General features: G+C 73.0%; 11 protein-coding genes and 1 pseudogene. 7 read left to right on the top strand and 5 right to left on the bottom strand.

The window, feature by feature from the left end:
* Nucleotides 1-133 precede the first annotated feature (133 nt).
* The 4 genes from ACZ7GX_RS42885 (at nucleotide 134) to ACZ7GX_RS42870 (ending at nucleotide 5,200) form a co-directional block, all read left to right on the top strand.
* A complete protein-coding gene (locus ACZ7GX_RS42885; protein ID WP_498786153.1) occupies nucleotides 134-1,759 on the top strand; it encodes a hypothetical protein in 1,626 nt (541 codons plus the stop codon).
* Nucleotides 1,756-3,003: an aldehyde dehydrogenase family protein gene (locus ACZ7GX_RS42880; RefSeq protein WP_498786149.1), complete on the top strand. Its 1,248-nt coding sequence runs from the start codon at nucleotides 1,756-1,758 to the stop codon at nucleotides 3,001-3,003. Before ACZ7GX_RS42885 ends, ACZ7GX_RS42880 begins: the two co-directional genes overlap by 4 nt.
* Nucleotides 2,997-4,145 carry an MFS transporter gene (locus ACZ7GX_RS42875; RefSeq protein ID WP_498786147.1) on the top strand — a complete coding sequence of 383 codons (1,149 nt, stop codon included), beginning with the start codon at nucleotides 2,997-2,999 and terminating at the stop codon, nucleotides 4,143-4,145. The genes ACZ7GX_RS42880 and ACZ7GX_RS42875 overlap by 7 nt, the downstream gene beginning before the upstream one ends.
* Nucleotides 4,146-4,324: 179 nt before the next feature.
* Entirely contained in the window at nucleotides 4,325-5,200 is an 876-nt protein-coding gene (locus ACZ7GX_RS42870) for a serine hydrolase (RefSeq protein WP_498786145.1), read from the top strand.
* Nucleotides 5,201-5,273: 73 nt separating this feature from the next.
* Here ACZ7GX_RS42870 and ACZ7GX_RS42865 read toward each other — a convergent pair whose 3' ends face one another.
* From ACZ7GX_RS42865 to ACZ7GX_RS42845, 5 genes and pseudogenes are all read right to left on the bottom strand, one after another.
* Complete coding sequence (locus ACZ7GX_RS42865) at nucleotides 5,274-6,305, bottom strand: MerR family transcriptional regulator (RefSeq protein ID WP_498786143.1); 1,032 nt, start codon at nucleotides 6,303-6,305, stop codon at nucleotides 5,274-5,276.
* A gap of 116 nt (nucleotides 6,306-6,421) precedes the next feature.
* Nucleotides 6,422-7,102: pseudogene (locus tag ACZ7GX_RS42860) on the bottom strand (HEAT repeat domain-containing protein); the annotation flags it as partial.
* 198 nt (nucleotides 7,103-7,300) lie between these two features.
* Nucleotides 7,301-9,487, bottom strand: a complete 2,187-nt coding sequence (locus ACZ7GX_RS42855; protein ID WP_498786141.1) for a xanthine dehydrogenase family protein molybdopterin-binding subunit — start codon at nucleotides 9,485-9,487, stop codon at nucleotides 7,301-7,303.
* On the bottom strand, nucleotides 9,484-10,467 hold the full coding sequence (locus tag ACZ7GX_RS42850) for an FAD binding domain-containing protein (protein WP_498786139.1): 984 nt from the start codon (nucleotides 10,465-10,467) through the stop codon (nucleotides 9,484-9,486). The genes ACZ7GX_RS42855 and ACZ7GX_RS42850 overlap by 4 nt, the downstream gene beginning before the upstream one ends.
* A complete protein-coding gene (locus ACZ7GX_RS42845; RefSeq protein WP_498786137.1) occupies nucleotides 10,464-11,030 on the bottom strand; it encodes a (2Fe-2S)-binding protein in 567 nt (188 codons plus the stop codon). The genes ACZ7GX_RS42850 and ACZ7GX_RS42845 overlap by 4 nt, the downstream gene beginning before the upstream one ends.
* Before the next feature lie 153 nt (nucleotides 11,031-11,183).
* Between ACZ7GX_RS42845 and ACZ7GX_RS42840 the strand changes: the two genes are divergently transcribed.
* The 3 genes from ACZ7GX_RS42840 to ACZ7GX_RS42830 all read left to right on the top strand — a co-directional run bounded on the left by ACZ7GX_RS42840 (nucleotide 11,184) and on the right by ACZ7GX_RS42830 (nucleotide 16,018).
* Nucleotides 11,184-11,900: a TetR/AcrR family transcriptional regulator gene (locus tag ACZ7GX_RS42840; RefSeq protein ID WP_498786135.1), complete on the top strand. Its 717-nt coding sequence runs from the start codon at nucleotides 11,184-11,186 to the stop codon at nucleotides 11,898-11,900.
* Nucleotides 11,901-12,021: 121 nt separating this feature from the next.
* Nucleotides 12,022-14,169 (top strand): MMPL family transporter, encoded by a 2,148-nt coding sequence (locus ACZ7GX_RS42835; RefSeq protein ID WP_498786133.1) that lies wholly within the window; start codon nucleotides 12,022-12,024, stop codon nucleotides 14,167-14,169.
* Between the two features lie 454 nt (nucleotides 14,170-14,623).
* Nucleotides 14,624-16,018: a family 43 glycosylhydrolase gene (locus ACZ7GX_RS42830; RefSeq protein ID WP_498786131.1), complete on the top strand. Its 1,395-nt coding sequence runs from the start codon at nucleotides 14,624-14,626 to the stop codon at nucleotides 16,016-16,018.
* Nucleotides 16,019-16,138: the final 120 nt, after the last annotated feature.

The following is a 16,138-nucleotide window of genomic DNA, read 5'->3' as shown; positions in this document are numbered from 1 at the left end:
CGTGGTCGCCGTTGCGGTGAGGACTCCGTGTCCATTCGCCGTCCAGACCTCGTCCAGAGGCGTTGTCGAGACTTCCCTGGTCGAGAAGTGACGGCCGGGCGGGGGTCCGGCGTCCGCACCCCGGGGGAGAACCATGTCAGTTCGGCTGGACCGCGTGGCACACGACTGGTGCGCGGTCGAGTCAGGCCGGATAGCCGCGCTGCTCGAACGACGCGGGCAGGACACCGGGCCGGTGGTGTTCGGCGCCGGTTTCGGCCCTTCGGGCCTCCCGCACATCGGCACGGTGAGCGAGGTCGTCCGCACGTCCTTCGTCCGGCGGTCGTTCGAGGAGACGACCGGGCGGAGCACCCGGCTCGTCGTGGTCGCCGACGACGTGGACGCCCTGCGCAAGGTGCCGGACACCGTCCCCGACCGCGACGCGTTGGCGGCCCACCTCGGCATGCCGTTGCACCAGGTGCCGGACCCGTGGGGCCGGGCGGCCAGCCTCGCCGAGGGCATGGTCGACCGGCTGCGCCGGGTGCTCGACCTGCTGGAGGTCGACTGCGAGGTCGTGCGCAGCTCCGACCTCTACCGCTCGGGTCGCCACGACTCGACCATCCGCGCCTTCCTGGCGGACTTCACGGAGGTCAACGCCCTGGTCGGCCGTTCGGTGGGAGCCCTGCGGCGCAAGTCCTACAGCATCGTGATGCCGCTGTCGCCGATCACCGGCCGGGTGATCGAGCACACGCGCGTGCTGGACGTCGACCACCGGCTGGGCACGATCACCTACGAGATCCCGAAGGACGTGATCATCCAGCGGCCGGGGTTGGACCACGGCCTCGAACCGCACGAGTACTACGTCGGCGAGCCGATCGGCGAGCCCGTGACCGTGTCGGCGCTCGGCGGCCACTGCAAGTTCCAGTGGAAGGCCGACTGGGCGCTGCGCCTGCTCAGCGGCGACGTCGCCTACGAGATGCACGGGCAGGACCTGGCGGACTCGGCGCGCGTCGTGCGGCAGGTGTTCCGCCGGCTGCGCCGCGAACCGCCGGTGCTCTTCGAGTACGGGCTGTTCGTCGACGAACGGGGCCGGAAGATCTCGAAGACCGTCGGCAACGGCTTCGCCCTCGGCGACGCGATCGACTGCCTCACCCGCGAGGGCCTGCGGATGCTGCTCTACCGGAGGCCGCGCCGACCACGCCGGTTCGACCTGGCGTCCGTGCCGCGCGTCAACGACGCGGTGCACGACGAAGCGCGTCTCGCCCGCCGACCGCACCGAGGGGCGGGCACCCGGCTGCGGCTGCGCCGGATCGGCGCGACGACCGAGCCGCAGGGGCCGCGGTTCGGCTCCCTGGTGCGGGTCCTGGCCGCTTGCGCGCCGGTCGACCACGCCGGCGCGGTGGCGTTCGTCGAGCGGGTCTTCCCGCCGGACCGCCGCCCGGAACCGGACCTGGTGATGCGGGCGTGGCGCTTCCACCTGCACGCCCGACCCGCGCCCGAGCCGGTCGTCCTCGACACCGCCGCGACCACCGTGCTCCGCCGCCTCGCCGACGCCCTGGAGTCGGCGCCGCACGCCGATCCCGGCGTGCTGCTGCACAAGGCGCTCGAAGGCCGTCCCTACGCCTACCGGGCGCTGTACCTGGCCCTGCTCGGCCGGCCGCACGGCCCGCGGCTGGCCACCTGGCTGCGGATCACCGGCGCCCGGCGCTCGCTCGCCCTGGTCCGCGACGCGCTGTCCCTCCCCGTTCCCCCGTCCGACCGTTCCGAAGGTGGTTCGCAGTGACCCGATCCGCAGTCCGCCCGGCCCTGGTGGACTTCCCCGCTGTGCAGGAGCGAGCGCGCGCCTTCGCCACGACCCTGCGAGAGCGCTCTGCGGAGGTCGTGCACAGCCTGTCCGGCTACCAGTGCGCGAACGTGGCGCTCGACGAGATCGAGCGATCGGTCGACCTGCTGGAGAACCTGCACCTCAACCGGGAGCACTTCACCGGGAAAGTGGACGCGGTGACCACGTTCCTGCCGTTGAACCAGCCCCTGTACGCCACGGTGTGCTTCGGCGTCGTGCCGTCGTTCATGGCCGAGGACACCGCGCTGCGCCCGCCGACGGCCATGCACCCGCACTACCGGGCGTTGGCGGACGTGCTCGACCTGCCCGCGCACTTCCCGGAACTGCACGTGTCCTACGACGACAAGGAGGAGTTCGTCGCGGGGCGGGCGCACCGCACGGACGCGGTGGTGTTCACCGGCACGCCCGAGAACGCGGCGAAGGTCCGCAGGTCGTTCCCGCGCCGGACCTTGTTCATCCTCAACGGTTCCGGCCACAATCCGCTCGTGGTGACCGAGACGGCCGACGTCGACCTCGCCGTCGCCGGCGCGCTGCGGGTGGTGCTGTACAACCAGGGGCAGGACTGCGCCGGCCCCAACTCGATCCTGGTCCACCGCGCCCGCCTGGCGGAGTTCCGCGAGACCCTGTTGGCGCGGCTGCGGGAACTGGAGCACCGCGTCGGCCCGTACTCCGACCCGGAGAACGTGGTGGGGCCGAACACCGACCCCGACCACGCCGTGAAGATGGTCCGCCGGTTCCGCGACGACCGCGCGTTCTGGCTCTACGGCGGCGAGGTCAACCCGGCCAGCGGGATGATCAGGCCCACCGCGTTCGAGAAGGACCTGGCGCTGGGCGGCAACTTCCGCGAGTTCTTCGCACCGGTGTTCTTCCTCCAGCCCTACGACGACGACGCGGAACTGCGGCGGTACTTCGAGGACCAGCAGTACGCCGCCAACGCCATGTACGTGTCGGTGTTCGGCGACAGCCCTTACGTGAAGTCCCTGCTCGACTCGCCGTGGCACGACGCGGACTCGATCCTGTGGGACACCGACCTGCACCTGACGGAGAAGGGGTACCTCCCCTACGGCGGGCGCGGGCCGGCGGCGTCCTGCCTGTACGTGGACGGCGTCCGGGTGCCGGGCGCGACCCTGCCGCAGCGCGACATCCACCAGCACCTGGTCGCGCGGCGGGGCAGTCCGTGCTGAGCAGGCGCTGGGAGCCGGTCGCCGCGATCTGCACGGTCGCGGTGGTCGGCCTGGTCACCGGCCTGACCGTGCCGCTGGTGTCGTTGCGGCTCAGCGGCGGCGGCGCGTCGGGCGCGTTGATCGGGACGGCCGCCGCGCTGCCCGCCGTCGGCATCCTCGCCGCCGTGCTGTGCCTCGGCCCGCTGACGTGGCGGTGGCGGATCAAGCCGCTGCTCATCCTCGGGATGCTCGGTTCGGCGACGAGCACCGGGCTGCTCGCGGTGACCGACAGCGTCCCGGTGTGGCTGGTGCTCCGGTTCGCCGTCGGCGTGTTCGCCGGGCTGCTGCTGGTGCTCGGCGAGACCTGGATCAACGCCATCACCCCGGAGGCCACGCGCGGGCGCTGGATCGCCGTCTACACCTCGGTGTTCACGCTGTGCCAGGTGTCCGGCCCCGGGTTGCTGGCCCTGTTCGGCTCGGCCGCCCAGTGGTCACTGCTGGTCGCCGTGCTGACGCACGTGCCCGGGATCGCCCTGCTGGCCGCCAGCTCGTGCCGGATCGACGGGTTCAAGGCAGGCCGGCCGGCCGCGTCCCTGACGTTCGCGCGGTCGGCGCCGACCATCGCGCTCGCGGTGCTGATGTTCTCGTTCTTCGACAGCGCGGTGCTGGCGCTGCTGCCGCTCTACGGCTTGGCGCACGGGCACACCGAGGCGATCGCCGTCCTCATGGTGGGCGCGGTGTTCGCGGGCGACGCGCTGCTCCAGGTGCCGTTGGGCTGGTGGGCCGACCACGTCGACCGCCGCCGGCTGCACGTCGGGTGCGCGGTGGTCGTGCTGCTGCTGGCGCTGGGCATGCCCCTGCTGCTGGAGGTGTCGGTGCTGATGTGGCCGGCGCTGGTGGTGCTGGGCGCCGCGGCGGGTGGCGTCTACACGCTCGGGTTGGTGCGCATCGGCCAGGACTTCACCGATGACGGACTCGTCGACGCCAACGCGGGCGCCACCGTGCTGTGGGCGCTGGGCAGCCTCGTCGGCCCGCTGATCGGCAGCGCCGCGCTGGACCTCCTGCCGCCGGACGGCCTGATGCTCGCCCTGGCCGCCGTCACCGCGCTGTTCCTGACCGCCGCCGTCGCGGACTTCCGGGTACGGGCACCGCTGTCGCGCTGACCATCCGGTGGAAAGGGGTGGACATCGCGACAACGGCTCGCGCGCTGAAGAACGTCCTTTTCGGCGACGACGTCCGGCGGGGGGCAAGAAGGTTGTCCTCGGTCTTGTTTTGTGATCATGACGATGGTCACCCGCCTTCCCAGGCAGCACGCCCGGCACCCCTGCTACCTTCCGTCGACATGAGGGCGATGAACCAACGAATGATCGCGACCGCGCTGGTCGTGGCCGCCGGCTTCACGCCGTTGGCCGCTCCGGCGGCCAGTGCCGCGCCTCCCGCCGCCGCCGACATCACGGCTCGCGCCCGCCCGGTCGCCACCAAGACCCACTTCGACTGGACGCTGCTGAACAGGATCCGCCGGGCGAGCGCCTACGCGGAAAGCCGTCCCGGTTTCGCCGGAATCGTCGTGCGGGACCGGAAGACCGGCGCCGTCTGGCGCAACGTCCACTCGGACACGCTCGTCTGGGCCTGTTCCACGCCCAAGCTCGCGATGGTCGTCGACCTGCTGCTGCGCAACGACTCCGGCGCCGTCCGCCTGACGGCGGAGGACCGCGACCTGATGCACCGCATGCTGAACTCCAGCGACGACAACGCGGCGCACACGCTGTGGACCCGTTACGGCGGCGAGCAGGAGTTCGCGGCCCGCTTCCCGTCCTACGGGATGACCGACATGCGGTTCACCGACCAGCACCCGCACCACTGGGGCTGGATCCTCACCACGGCCGACGACCTCGACCGGCTGATCAACTACGTGCTGACGAAGCTCCCCGCCGCCCACCGCGACTACATCGTCAACGAGATGCGCTCGGTCGACGTGAACCAGCAGTGGGGTGTCTGGGGAGCCGGCGCCGCCGCCCGACCGGGCAACAAGAACGGCTGGTCCGACGACAACGACGACGGTTCGTGGCTGATGAACTCGGTCGGCTTCGTCGGCCCGGACGAGCGCTACACCCTGGCCATCATGAACAACACGCAGGTGGTCCAGGACGGCTACAACGTGGGCCTGGAAACCACCACGGAAATCAGCCGGATCATGTTCGACGGTTATTTCGGCTGATCGAGTCCCACCCCGGGGGTCGGCGCACCGTTCCCGCGCGGAATGAACGGTGTCCGCGGCTGAACGGGCCCGGTCAATCGTCGTCGCCGGCTTCGGCGGACCGCCCTTCGAGAACGCCGACGAACGCAGTGGCGACGAGGGCGACCGCGCGGTCGTCGTCGTGGGCCAGTCGGCGCAGGACTTCCCGCGCGCCGGTGCCCGACAGCTCGACCAGCGCCTGGGTCAGGCGGATCCGGATCGCGGAGTCCGCGGTGGGCGCGGCCAGCTCGTCGACCAGCGCGGTCATGATCCGGTCCGCGCACCCCGCGTCCCGGGACAGCGTTCCCAGGACCTCCGCCGCGTCGACGTCGTTGACGCCCTCGACCACCATGCCGACGAGGGTCGGCACGGCCGCCGTCACGCCACGCCTGCCCAGTGCCAGGGCTGCGTGCCCGCGCACCGTCGCGTCCGGGTCGCCGAGCGCGTCCGCGAGCACCGCGGTCGCACCGGGCGCCTCCGGCAGCTCGGCGATCGTCAGCACCGCGCGCCGCCGGACGTCCACGTCCGCCGAGCGCGCCCCGGCGGCCAACGTCGCCATGCCGTCGCCGCCCGACCGGGCGAGCGCCCAGCGCAGGGCGCCCGCCACGTTGGCGTCGGCTTCGGTCAGGACCGCACCGGCCAGCAGCTCCGCGGGCACGGGCGCACCGTCCGGCCGGGCCAGGACGGCCTGCTGCCGGCGCGCGGCGCTGGTCGAGTCGAGACCCTGCATGAGCTCGACGACGCGCAGGACGCCCTGCCAGCCCGCGGGCGCCGACGCGTCGATCGCGCGGAGCCGTTCGAGCAGCTCCTGGTCGCGCTCCAGGCGTTCTTCCGTCCACCGGATGAGGTCGCCGACCAGGGCGGTCGGCGTGAACGCCGGGTCGTCGAGCGCACGCCTGATCTGCTTGAGCGTGAGCCCGAGGGACCGCAGGCCCTCCACGTGGAAGATCCGGCGGATGTCCTCGGCGGAGTACTCGCGGTAGCCGCCGACCGTGCGGCCGCTCGGTCGCACCAAGCCGAGGGCGTCGTAGTGCCGGAGCATCCGGGTGCTCACCCCGGAATGCCGGGCCACGTCGCCGATCAGCAAGCCGTGCTCTCCGGAACCTCCGGGGCCTCGATCGACTCGACGGCCCCGGCCTCCACCGCCCCGGCCTCCACGGCGCCGGTCGACTCCCCCGGCTCGGCCGGCCCTTCCGGCTCGACACCCGCTCCAGCAGCTCGTTCCGGACCGAGCGACACGACCCGCTTCGCCTCCTCGACGGCCGCGTCGAAACCGGCGTCCGGGTCCTGCCGGAGCAGCTCGGTGGCACGGGCGTGCGCGGCCACCGCCGGGTCGGGGCTCGTCGCCGCCTCCCCCAGGGCGGGCGTGATCACGTCGCCGAGGTCGACCAGGGCCCGGCTCAGGCTCAGCCGCACGTCGCGGTCACCGCGACCGAGCTGCGTGACCAGCTCGTCGACCAGGTCCGCCTTCCCGTCCTCCGGCACGAGGGCGACCGCGACGCGCCACGCGGTCCGCGCGACCTCGTCGTCGGCGTCGCGCAGCATGTCGCGCGTGATCCACGCCCACGCGCTCTTGTCGCCGATCTTGGAGAGCGTGTGCAACGCCTGGCTGCGGGCCCGGGTCCGTTCGGAGTCGAGTTCCCGGCGGATCCGGGGCAGGGTGAGCTCCAGCGGCAGGCGGGTCAACGCCCAGGACAGCATGTCCCGCACGAAGAAGTCCGGCTCGACCGCGCACCGCTCGACCAGCGCCTCCAAGTAAGCGGGGTCGGGGTTCGAGCCGACCGCCAGGGCCGCCTGGAGCCGGACCGACGAGTCGTCGGCGCTCAGGGCGCCGGCCACCCGGGCGTGCTGCGGGGTTCCACTTGTCGTAGGGATCGGGACCACCTCCTGCGCCCAGTGGACACCTTGTCACCGTGTCAAGGTCAAACCCGTGACCGGCGGACCTGGAGATCACCCGGTCCACGGCGAGCCTCCCCGAGCACGCTGAGTGACGGTACCTGCCAGCGCGGCATCGCACCCGGCACCACCGCGACGACCGCCACGCCGTCAGCCATCGACCAGCACCCGCACCCGCACCCGCCGCTACAGCAGCTTGTCCCGCGTGATGGGCAGGTCACGCACCCGTCGGCCGGTGGCGTGGTAGACGGCGTTGCCGATCGCGGCGGGCACCCCGGTGATCGGGGTCTCGCCGAACCCGCGTGCGCCCAAGGCGCTGCTGCCGGGGTCCGGGAGGTCGACGAAGTGGCTCTCCACGGCCGGGGCGTCCGCGCACACGGGCACGAGGTAGCCGGACAGGTTCGGGTTGACGACCCGGGCGGTGTGCCGGTCGTGGACGGTGTGCTCCATCAGCGCGTGCCCGATGCCCCACGTCACGCCGCCGAGCACCTGGCCGCGGGCGGTGCGGCGGTTCATCACCCGGCCCATGTCGTGCGCGGTCACCACGCGGGTGACGCGCACCGACCCCAGCCTGGCGTGCACCCGCACTTCGACGAAGACCGCGCCGTAGGAGTGGCCCGGCGTGTTCTGCAGCCTGCCCGTCGCCTCCACCGGTTCGCCGTGCCTGCCGACGACGGCGCGGTAGCTGTCGCGCCGCGCGCGGTCGCGCACGTGGAGCAGGTGGCCGTGCGCGGTCACCACCTCGTCCGCCGGGACACCGGCCAGCGGGGATCGCGGGTCGGCCACCGCCAGGGCCACCACCGCGTCCCGCGCGGCACGGGCGGCGCGGTCCACCGGTCCGGTGACGCTCGCGATCGTCGCCGAGCCCGCCGACACGCCCGCGTACGGCAGCGCGCTGTCGCCGATCACGGCGGTGACGGCGTCCAGCGGCACGCCCATGGCGTCGGCGACGACCTGGCCGATCACCGTGTACGTGCCGGTGCCGATGTCCTGGGTGGCGATGCGCACCACCGCCCGGCCGTCGGCGCCGATCGTGACGGAGGCGGTGACCGGCGGGTCGGCCGGTGCGGCGGCGAAGGTGTGTGCTTCGGTGGCCATGCCCCAGCCGACGTGCTCGTCGCCGTCCCTGGTGGCACCGGGCCGCGGTGCGCGCCGGGACCAGCCGAACGCCTCGGCCGCGATCCGGTAGCAGTCGAGCAGGCGCTTGCCCCCGATCGGCGCGCCGGTCTCCTGGTTGACGGCGGTGTGGTTGCGCCGCCGCAGCTCCACCGGGTCCACGCCCACCTGCCAGGCGAGCTCGTCCAGGGCGGTCTCCAGGCCGAAGTGGGCGGTGGTCTCCGGTGACCGCATGTAGCTCGACGAGGCGAGGTCGAGCGGCACGCCCTCCTGTCTGATGTGGACGTTCGGGCAGTCGTAGAGGGTGCTGGACGAGTCGCTCTCGTTGAAGATCGACTCCTCGGTGCGGGACAGCTGCGCGACGGTCGTCTCGACCAGGGCGGTGAGCTTGCCCTGGCGGGTGGCGCCGATCCGCAGGTGCTGGCGGAACTCGGCCCGGTGGCCGGTCAGGGTGAACATCTGGGCGCGGGTGAGCACCAGGCGGACCGGTCGCCGCGCCAGCCGCGCCGCCGCGACGGTGAGGATGGTGTGCGGCCAGACCGGTCCCTTCGCGCCGAAACCACCGCCGAGGAACGGCGCCAGCACGCGGATGCGGTCCGGTGGCAGGCCGAACGCGGTGGCCAGGACCGACCGGGTGAGGTTGACCCCCTGGGCGGTCTCGTGCACCGTCAGGCGGTCGCCGTCCCACTGCGCCGTGGTGGCGTGCGGCTCGATCGGGTTGTGGTGGCGCGTCGGGCTGGAGTAGCGGGCCTCCAGCCGGACCTCCGCCGCCTCCAACGCCGCCGCCGCGTCGCCGCGGGTGATCTCGTTGGGCCGACCCCGGAACGGGAGCGGCAGGTGGGGCGGCTCGGTCGCGTCGTCCATCGACGCCGTCGGCGGTTCGGCGCGGTAGTCGACGCGCACCAGGTTCGCGGCTTCCCGCGCCTGCTCCACGGTCGTGGCCAGGACGATCGCGACGGGTTGGCCGGCGTGGTGCACCGCGGTGCCCTGCAAGGGGATGAACCCCTTGATGTACGGGAACGTCGGCACGGTCAGTCGAGGCAGGTCGGCGTGCGTGTACACCGCGACCACGCCGGGGTGCGCCAAGGCCTGCGACGCATCGATGCGCACCACTTCGCCGCGGGCCACCGTACTCGTCACCAAGAACCCGTGCAGCGCACCGGGCACCGGGTCGTCCGCCGGGTACCGGGCGGCGCCGGTGACCTTGGCGCCGCCGTCGACGCGTGCCACCGGACGTCCCACGAGTCCGTCGTTCACCGCAGACCTCCCAACCCGCTGAGCAGTTCCACCAGCGCGCGTTGCACCAGCTCGACCTTGAACCCGTTGTGCTGTCGCGGCACGGCGTCGCGCACGAGCGCGCGCCCGGCCCGCTCGATCGCGTCCACCGTCAGCGGCGCGCCCCGCAGGACCGCCTCGGCCTCCGGCGAGCGCCACGGGGTCGTCCCGATCCCGCCGAACGCGAGCCGCACGTCGCGCACCCGGCCGCCGCGCAGGTCCAGGACGGCCGCGATCGAGACGACGGCGAACTCGAACGTGGCGCGGTCGCGCAACTTCAGGTAGCGCGACCGGACCGCCGCCGGGCCGCGCGGCACCTCGACCGCGGTGATCAGCTCCGCGGGCCGCAGCACCGTGTCGACGTGCGGCGCCTGCCCCGGCCGCAGGTGGAACCCGTCCACCGGGACCTGCCGCGCGCCGTCCGGCCCGAGCAGGTGCACCACCGCGTCGAGGGCGAGCAGGGCGACCGCGAGGTCCGACGGGTGGGTGGCGATGCAGTGCTCGCTGCCGCCGAGCACGGCGTGGCCGCGGTTCCAGCCCTCCAGCGCGGGGCAGCCGCTGCCCGGCACGCGCTTGTTGCACGCCGAGGCCGCGTCCCGGAAGTAGCCGCACCGCGTGCGTTGCAGCAGGTTCCCCCCGATCGTGGCCATGTTGCGCACCTGCGGTGACGCGGACGCCTCCAGCGCCTCGGCCAGCACGGGGAAGCCCTCGCGGACCGACCGGTGCTCGGCGACCTGCCGCATCCGCGCGAGACCGCCGACGCGCAGGCCGCTCGCCGAGGCGGTGATCGACGCGAGGTCCAGCCGGCTGATGTCGACGAGGTGCTCGTGCTGCTGCGCGCCGTCCCTCATGAGGTTCAGCAGGTCCGTGCCGCCCGCGATGAACGCGGCGCCGGGCGTCCGCCGCGCCACGCGCACCGCCTCCGCCGGTTCCCGGACCGGGATGTACCCGAACGCCCTCATCCGCGCACCTCCCGCGCCGCGTCGGCGACCGCCGCCACGATGTTCTGGTAGCAGGCGCAGCGGCAGAGGTTGCCGCTCATCCACTCGCGGATCTCCGCCGCCGACCCGGCGTGCCCCTCCCGGATGCACGCGACGGCGGACATGACCTGACCGGACGTGCAGGCGCCGCACTGGAAGGCGTCGTGGCGGATGAACGCCTCCTGGACCGGGTGCAGCCGATCGCCGTCGGCCAGTCCCTCGATCGTGGTGATGTCGCTGCCCTGCCTCATCACCGCCAGCGTCAGGCACGCCTTGACCCGCTCGCCGTCGACCAGGACCGTGCAGGCGCCGCACTCGCCCCGGTCGCACCCCTTCTTCGTGCCGGTCAGCCCCAACCGCTCGCGTAACGCGTCCAGCAGCGTCACCCTCGGCTCCACGGTCAGGACCCGGTCGCGGCCGTTGACCGACAGGGTGATCTCCGCGCTCTCCCCCGGCGCGACCGCGCTCGGTGCGGTGGGCTCGGCGTGCGCCACGGCAGGCAGGAACGCGGTGCCCGCCGCCGTGACCGCGGTGGACTTCAACACCGTTCGACGTGTGTGCGTCCGTGCGGGGCGAGAGGGCTCCGGCACCGCATCCTCCTCGACTCGGAATATAACGCGCTATAGCACCACCTGTAACAGAGTCAGGTATACCGGGCTGGTGTAACAATGACAACCCCTGGCGTATAGCATCGTTACATGGTCGGATCGACGCGACAGCACATCCTCGACGTGACCGCGGACCTGCTCCGGGACGTCGACATCGAGGCCGTGTCCGTCCGCGACGTCTGCCAGGCCGCCGGGATCACCGCGCCGACGCTGTACCACCACTTCGGCGACAAGCGAGGTCTGCTCGAAGCCGTCGCGGCGGAGGGCTTCGCCCGCTACCTGGCCGAGAAGCAGGGCCGCGGGCCGTCCGAGGACCCGTTCGACGACCTGAGGGCCGGGTGGGACGGCCACGTCCGGTTCGGCCTGACGAACCCGGCGTTCTACGTGCTGATGTACGGCGGCACCAGGTCGCGCGAGCACCCCTCGGCACGGGAGGGGTTGCGGGTGCTGCACGACATGCTGGTCCGCCTCGCCGAACGGGGTCGGCTGCTGGTCACGCCCGACGAAGCCGTGCCCACCATCCACTCCGCGTGCGTCGGCACGACGTTGACGCTCGTGGCCGACCCGGACTCACCGGCCCACGCCGACCTGTCCCAGCGGGTCCGTGACGCCGTGTTCGCCGCCGTCGTCAAGCCGGAACACCCTGCCGGACAAGGGGTGGAAGCCCTGCCCGACACGGCACGGGCACTGCTGGCGACCCTGGGCGCCCACCGCGACCCGCTCCTGTCACCGGGCGAACGACTCCTGCTGACCGAACTGCTCACCCGCCTGGCCTCCACGTCACCGGACCGCGGCCCGTCCGACTGAACTCGCGCGGGAACGCCCGAGACCCCGCGGCGCGGGCCCGGGTCGCGCCACGCCGGTTTCACGCGCGACGGCGGAAGATCACTGATCTTCGAACGCCGCCGTGGTGACGCTGGGGGAACCGATGAGTGCTGCACTTCCCGACGGCCGGGCCGCCCGGACCGTCGCGGCGCTGAGCCGGGTGTGCGTCCGGCGCCGGTTCGCCGTGATCGGCGCGTGGGTGCTGCTGGTGCTGGCGCTGGTGACGGCCTCGCGGGTGATCGGCACGCCGACGGACAACGACGTGAGCCTGCCGGGCACCGACGCCCAGCTCGTGCGGGACCTGACCGCGTCACCGGAGGCCCCGGCCACCTCCGGCACCGTGATCGTGGTGGCCGAGGACGGGCGGCTGGACGACGAGGTCCGCGCCCGCGTGCTGGCGGACACCGCGGCCTCGCTGCAACGAGCCGAGCACGTGACGGCGGTGAAACCACCCTCGACGCGGGACGGGTCGCTGTCCGCGGACGGGCGGACCGGCTGGTTCACGGTCGGCCTGGACGTCCGCCGGGCGGAGCTGACCAAGCCCGTGGCGCAGGTCGTCACGGACGCCGCCCGGCCCGCCGCCGACGCCGGCCTGCGGGTGCTGCCCGGCGGGGCGCTCGCCCAGGTCCTCGACGGCTCGGGCAGCACCGGCGACGAGTACTTCGGCCTGCTGCTGGCCGCCGTCGTCCTCTTCCTCGCGCTCGGCGGCCTCGTCGGCGCGGTGCTGCCGCTGGTGACCTCGGCGCTGTCGGTGCTCGCGACGCTGGAGGTCGTGGGGCTCGCCGGGAACCTGACCTCGATGCCGGCGGTGGCGACGACCCTGGCGCTCATGGTCGGCCTCGGCGTGGGCATCGACTACTCGTTGTTCCTGCTCAACCGCTTCCGCGCGCTGGCGCGGTCGGGCCTCGCGGTGCCGGAGGCCGTCGAACGGGCGGCCGCCGACTCGGGCACGGCGGTGGTCGTCGCCGGTGTGACGGTCGCCCTCGCGCTCGCGGGACTGGTCCTGACCGACGTGCCGCTGCTGCGCACGCTCGCCTGGACGTGCGGGATCGCGGTCCTGTTCGCCGTGCTCGCCGCGCTCACCCTGCTGCCCGCGCTGACCTCGCTGGCCGGGCGCCGGCTCGCCCGCGGCGGGAGGCTGCACCACCGGCTGGCTCGCCGCACCGGCTCCGGCGGCTACTGGGCGCGCCAGGCCGACCGGGTGACCCGCAGGCCCTGGCCGGCAGGCGGGTCCGCGCTCGTGCTGCTGGCCCTGCTCGCCGCACCGGCGACCGACCTGCGACTGGGCCAGCTGGACGCCGGGTCCTCGCCGACGTCCACCGCCGTCCGCCAGGCGAACGACGCCGTCTCGGCCGCCTTCGGACCCGGCGCGGGCACGCCGCTCACCGTGCTCGGCCGGCTCCGGACGCCGGTCGCCGACGCCGGGGACGCCCGCCTGTCCGAGCTGGTGGCGGTGGTGCGGGCCCAACCCGGCGTGGCGTCCACCGGTCCGGCGACGCCGGCCGCGGACGGGCGGGTCGTCACCGTCCAGGTGATCCCCTCGACCTCAGGCGGCGACCCGGCGACGGCGGACCTCGTCCACCGCCTGCGGAGCCAGTCCGTGCCGGGCATGACGGTGCACGTCGGCGGGGGCGTCGCCGCCCGCGCGGATCTCGCCGAGCGGGTCGGCGACAAGCTACCGCTGGTGATCGGGGTCGTGCTGCTGCTGTCGGTCGCGGTCCTGCTGCTCGCCTTCCGGGCGCCGCTGCTCGCCCTCAAGGCCGCCGTGATGGACCTGATCTCCATCGGCGCGGCCTACGGCGTCCTGACGGCCGTGTTCACCTGGGGGTGGGGCGTGACGTGGCTGGGGCTCTCCGGTCCGGTCCCCATCCCGAGCTTCGTGCCGCTCATGCTCTTCGCCCTGCTGTTCGGCCTGTCGATGGACTACGAGGTGTTCCTGCTCAGCGACGTCCGGCGGCGCTTCCGGCTGACCGGCGACAACCTGCGCTCGGTCCGCGAGGGCCTGGTCGGCACCGGCGGCGTGATCACCGCGGCGGCAGCGATCATGGTCGGCGTCTTCCTCGCGTTCGTGCCCAACGACGACCCGACGATCAAGATGTTCGGCGTCGGCATGGCGGTCGCGATCGCGGTGGACGTGACCGTCGTGCGCTGCCTGCTGGTCCCGGCCACGATGGCGATGCTCGGCGACCTCACCTGGTGGACGCCGGGCCGCGGGCGGGTGCGCGCGCCCGAGCCCTCGCGATCGCGATGAAATTTTCCGGGCGGGTGTATCCACCGCCCTGCACGACGCTCTTCTCTGGTGTCGGGTGGTTCCAGGTTGGGGAGCCGGACCACCCGCGCAGGGGGGATAGCGCGCCACCCGCCCTTCGGGGCGGGTGGGCCGCGCCATCGGGTTGCCGGGGCAATTCAGCTGACCTGGCCCCCAGGCACGGCGTTTGCAGCCGGCCACGGGCGTGCTGAGCGCGAGGAACCCGCCCAGCGCCCCCTTGACACCCGGATGGTCTTGCTCGGACACTAGGACCGGGCCGTGATGTTAGCGCAAACATCCACCTGCGCCACCCTTCGCGCGGCAGGCGTCGTCAGCCTGTCGCGCACCGCCCCTGCCCGCGGCACTCGGCTGCACGGACCCCGATTCGCCCGCAACCCTGTCGTGTTAGCGCTAACCACGCTCAGGCATCCCCGACCTCCGGCACTGGGAGTTGACCATGCGTCGTCGAACGCGCACCTGCGTGGTGCTGTCCTGCCTCATCGCCGCGACGGTGGCGGTGCCACTGCCGGCGTCCGCGGACGTGCTGCCGACCGGGGCGCGCTCGCTCGAGTCGGTGAACTTCCCCGGCCGCTACCTCCGGCACCAGGACTACCTCGGCCGGCTGGACGCCGTGACCTCGGGCAGCACCGCGCAGACCAAGCTGGACGCGACCTTCACCGTGATCTCGGGCCTGGCCTCGCCGTCGTGCTACTCCTTCCAGGCCAAGAACGGCTCGTTCCTGCGGCACCTGGACTGGCGGGTGCGCCTGGACGCGAACACCGGCGAGGCGCGCTTCCGCGAGGACGCGACGTTCTGCGCGGTGGCCGGGTCGACGGCCGGGTCGGTGTCGCTGACGTCGTTCAGCCACCCGGAGCGCAGGATCCGGCACCGCAACTACGAGTTGTGGCTGGACACCTACCAGGACACGGCGCAGTTCCGCGCGGACAGCTCGTTCCGCCTCACCGCGCCGTGGAGCCCGAAGACGACCAAGGGCCCGATCATCCCCGGCCTCTACGCCGACCCGCACATCGCGAACTTCAACGGCCGCTACTACCTCTACCCCACCACGGACGGGTACGCGGGCTGGGCCGGCACCTACTACAAGGCGTTCTCCTCCACCGACCTGGTCAACTGGACCGACCACGGCGTGATCCTCGACCACGGGCCGGACGTGTCCTGGGCCGACAACTCCGCGTGGGCGCCCGCCGTGATCGCCAAGAACGGCCGCTACTACCTGTACTTCAGCGGCGGGGCGGCGTCCGGCGACACGGGCAAGCACCTCGGCGTGGCCGTGTCGGACTCGCCCACCGGCCCGTTCCGCGACGCCCTCGGCAGGCCGCTGATCCGCGCGGGCTCCTACTCCGGGCAGGCCATCGACCCCATGGTGTTCACCGACGACGACGGGCAGTCCTACCTGTACTGGGGCAACGGAACCGCCTACGTCGTCCCGCTCAACGCCGACATGACCTCCTTCGACCCGGCCAAGGTCCGCACCATCACCCCGAGCAACTACCGCGAAGCCTCGTTCGTGTTCAAGCGCAACGGCACCTACTACTTCATGTGGTCGGAGAACGACACCCGCGACGAGAACTACCAGGTCGCCTACGCCACCGGGACGTCGCCGCTCGGCCCGTGGACCAAGCGGGCCGTGGTGCTGCAGAAGCGCTTGGAGCTGGGCATCAAGGGCACCGGTCACCACTCCGTGGTCAAGGCGCCCGGCAGCGACACCTGGCACGTCGCCTACCACCGCTTCGCCGTGCCCGCCGGCAACGGCACCAACCGCGAGACCACCGTGGACCGCATGACGTTCAACGCCGACGGCACCATCGCCCAGATCGTCCCCACGCTGTAAGCCGACGGGATCAGCGGGGGGGGGGGGGGGGGGGGGGGGGGGGGGGGGGGGGGGGGGGGGGGGGGGGGGGTGGGCGGGGGGGTTGGTGTGTGCCGGGGGCGAGGAGGTGAGGCATGCGAA

Source organism: Actinosynnema sp. NPDC037264 (assembly GCF_055603705.1).
Note: the sequence above shows the minus strand (reverse complement) of the source record. Positions and strands in the feature narration are given on the sequence as shown.

Excerpts from the sequence above, each read along its gene's own strand:
- ACZ7GX_RS42885 (WP_498786153.1), top strand. The coding sequence starts at position 134 with ATGTCAGTTCGGCTGGACCGCGTGGCACACGACTGGTGCGCGGTCGAG.
- ACZ7GX_RS42870 (WP_498786145.1), top strand. The coding sequence starts at position 4,325 with ATGAGGGCGATGAACCAACGAATGATCGCGACCGCGCTGGTCGTGGCC.
- ACZ7GX_RS42850 (WP_498786139.1), bottom strand. The coding sequence starts at position 10,467 with ATGAGGGCGTTCGGGTACATCCCGGTCCGGGAACCGGCGGAGGCGGTG.
- ACZ7GX_RS42840 (WP_498786135.1), top strand. The coding sequence starts at position 11,184 with ATGGTCGGATCGACGCGACAGCACATCCTCGACGTGACCGCGGACCTG.
- ACZ7GX_RS42835 (WP_498786133.1), top strand. The coding sequence starts at position 12,022 with ATGAGTGCTGCACTTCCCGACGGCCGGGCCGCCCGGACCGTCGCGGCG.
- ACZ7GX_RS42830 (WP_498786131.1), top strand. The coding sequence starts at position 14,624 with ATGCGTCGTCGAACGCGCACCTGCGTGGTGCTGTCCTGCCTCATCGCC.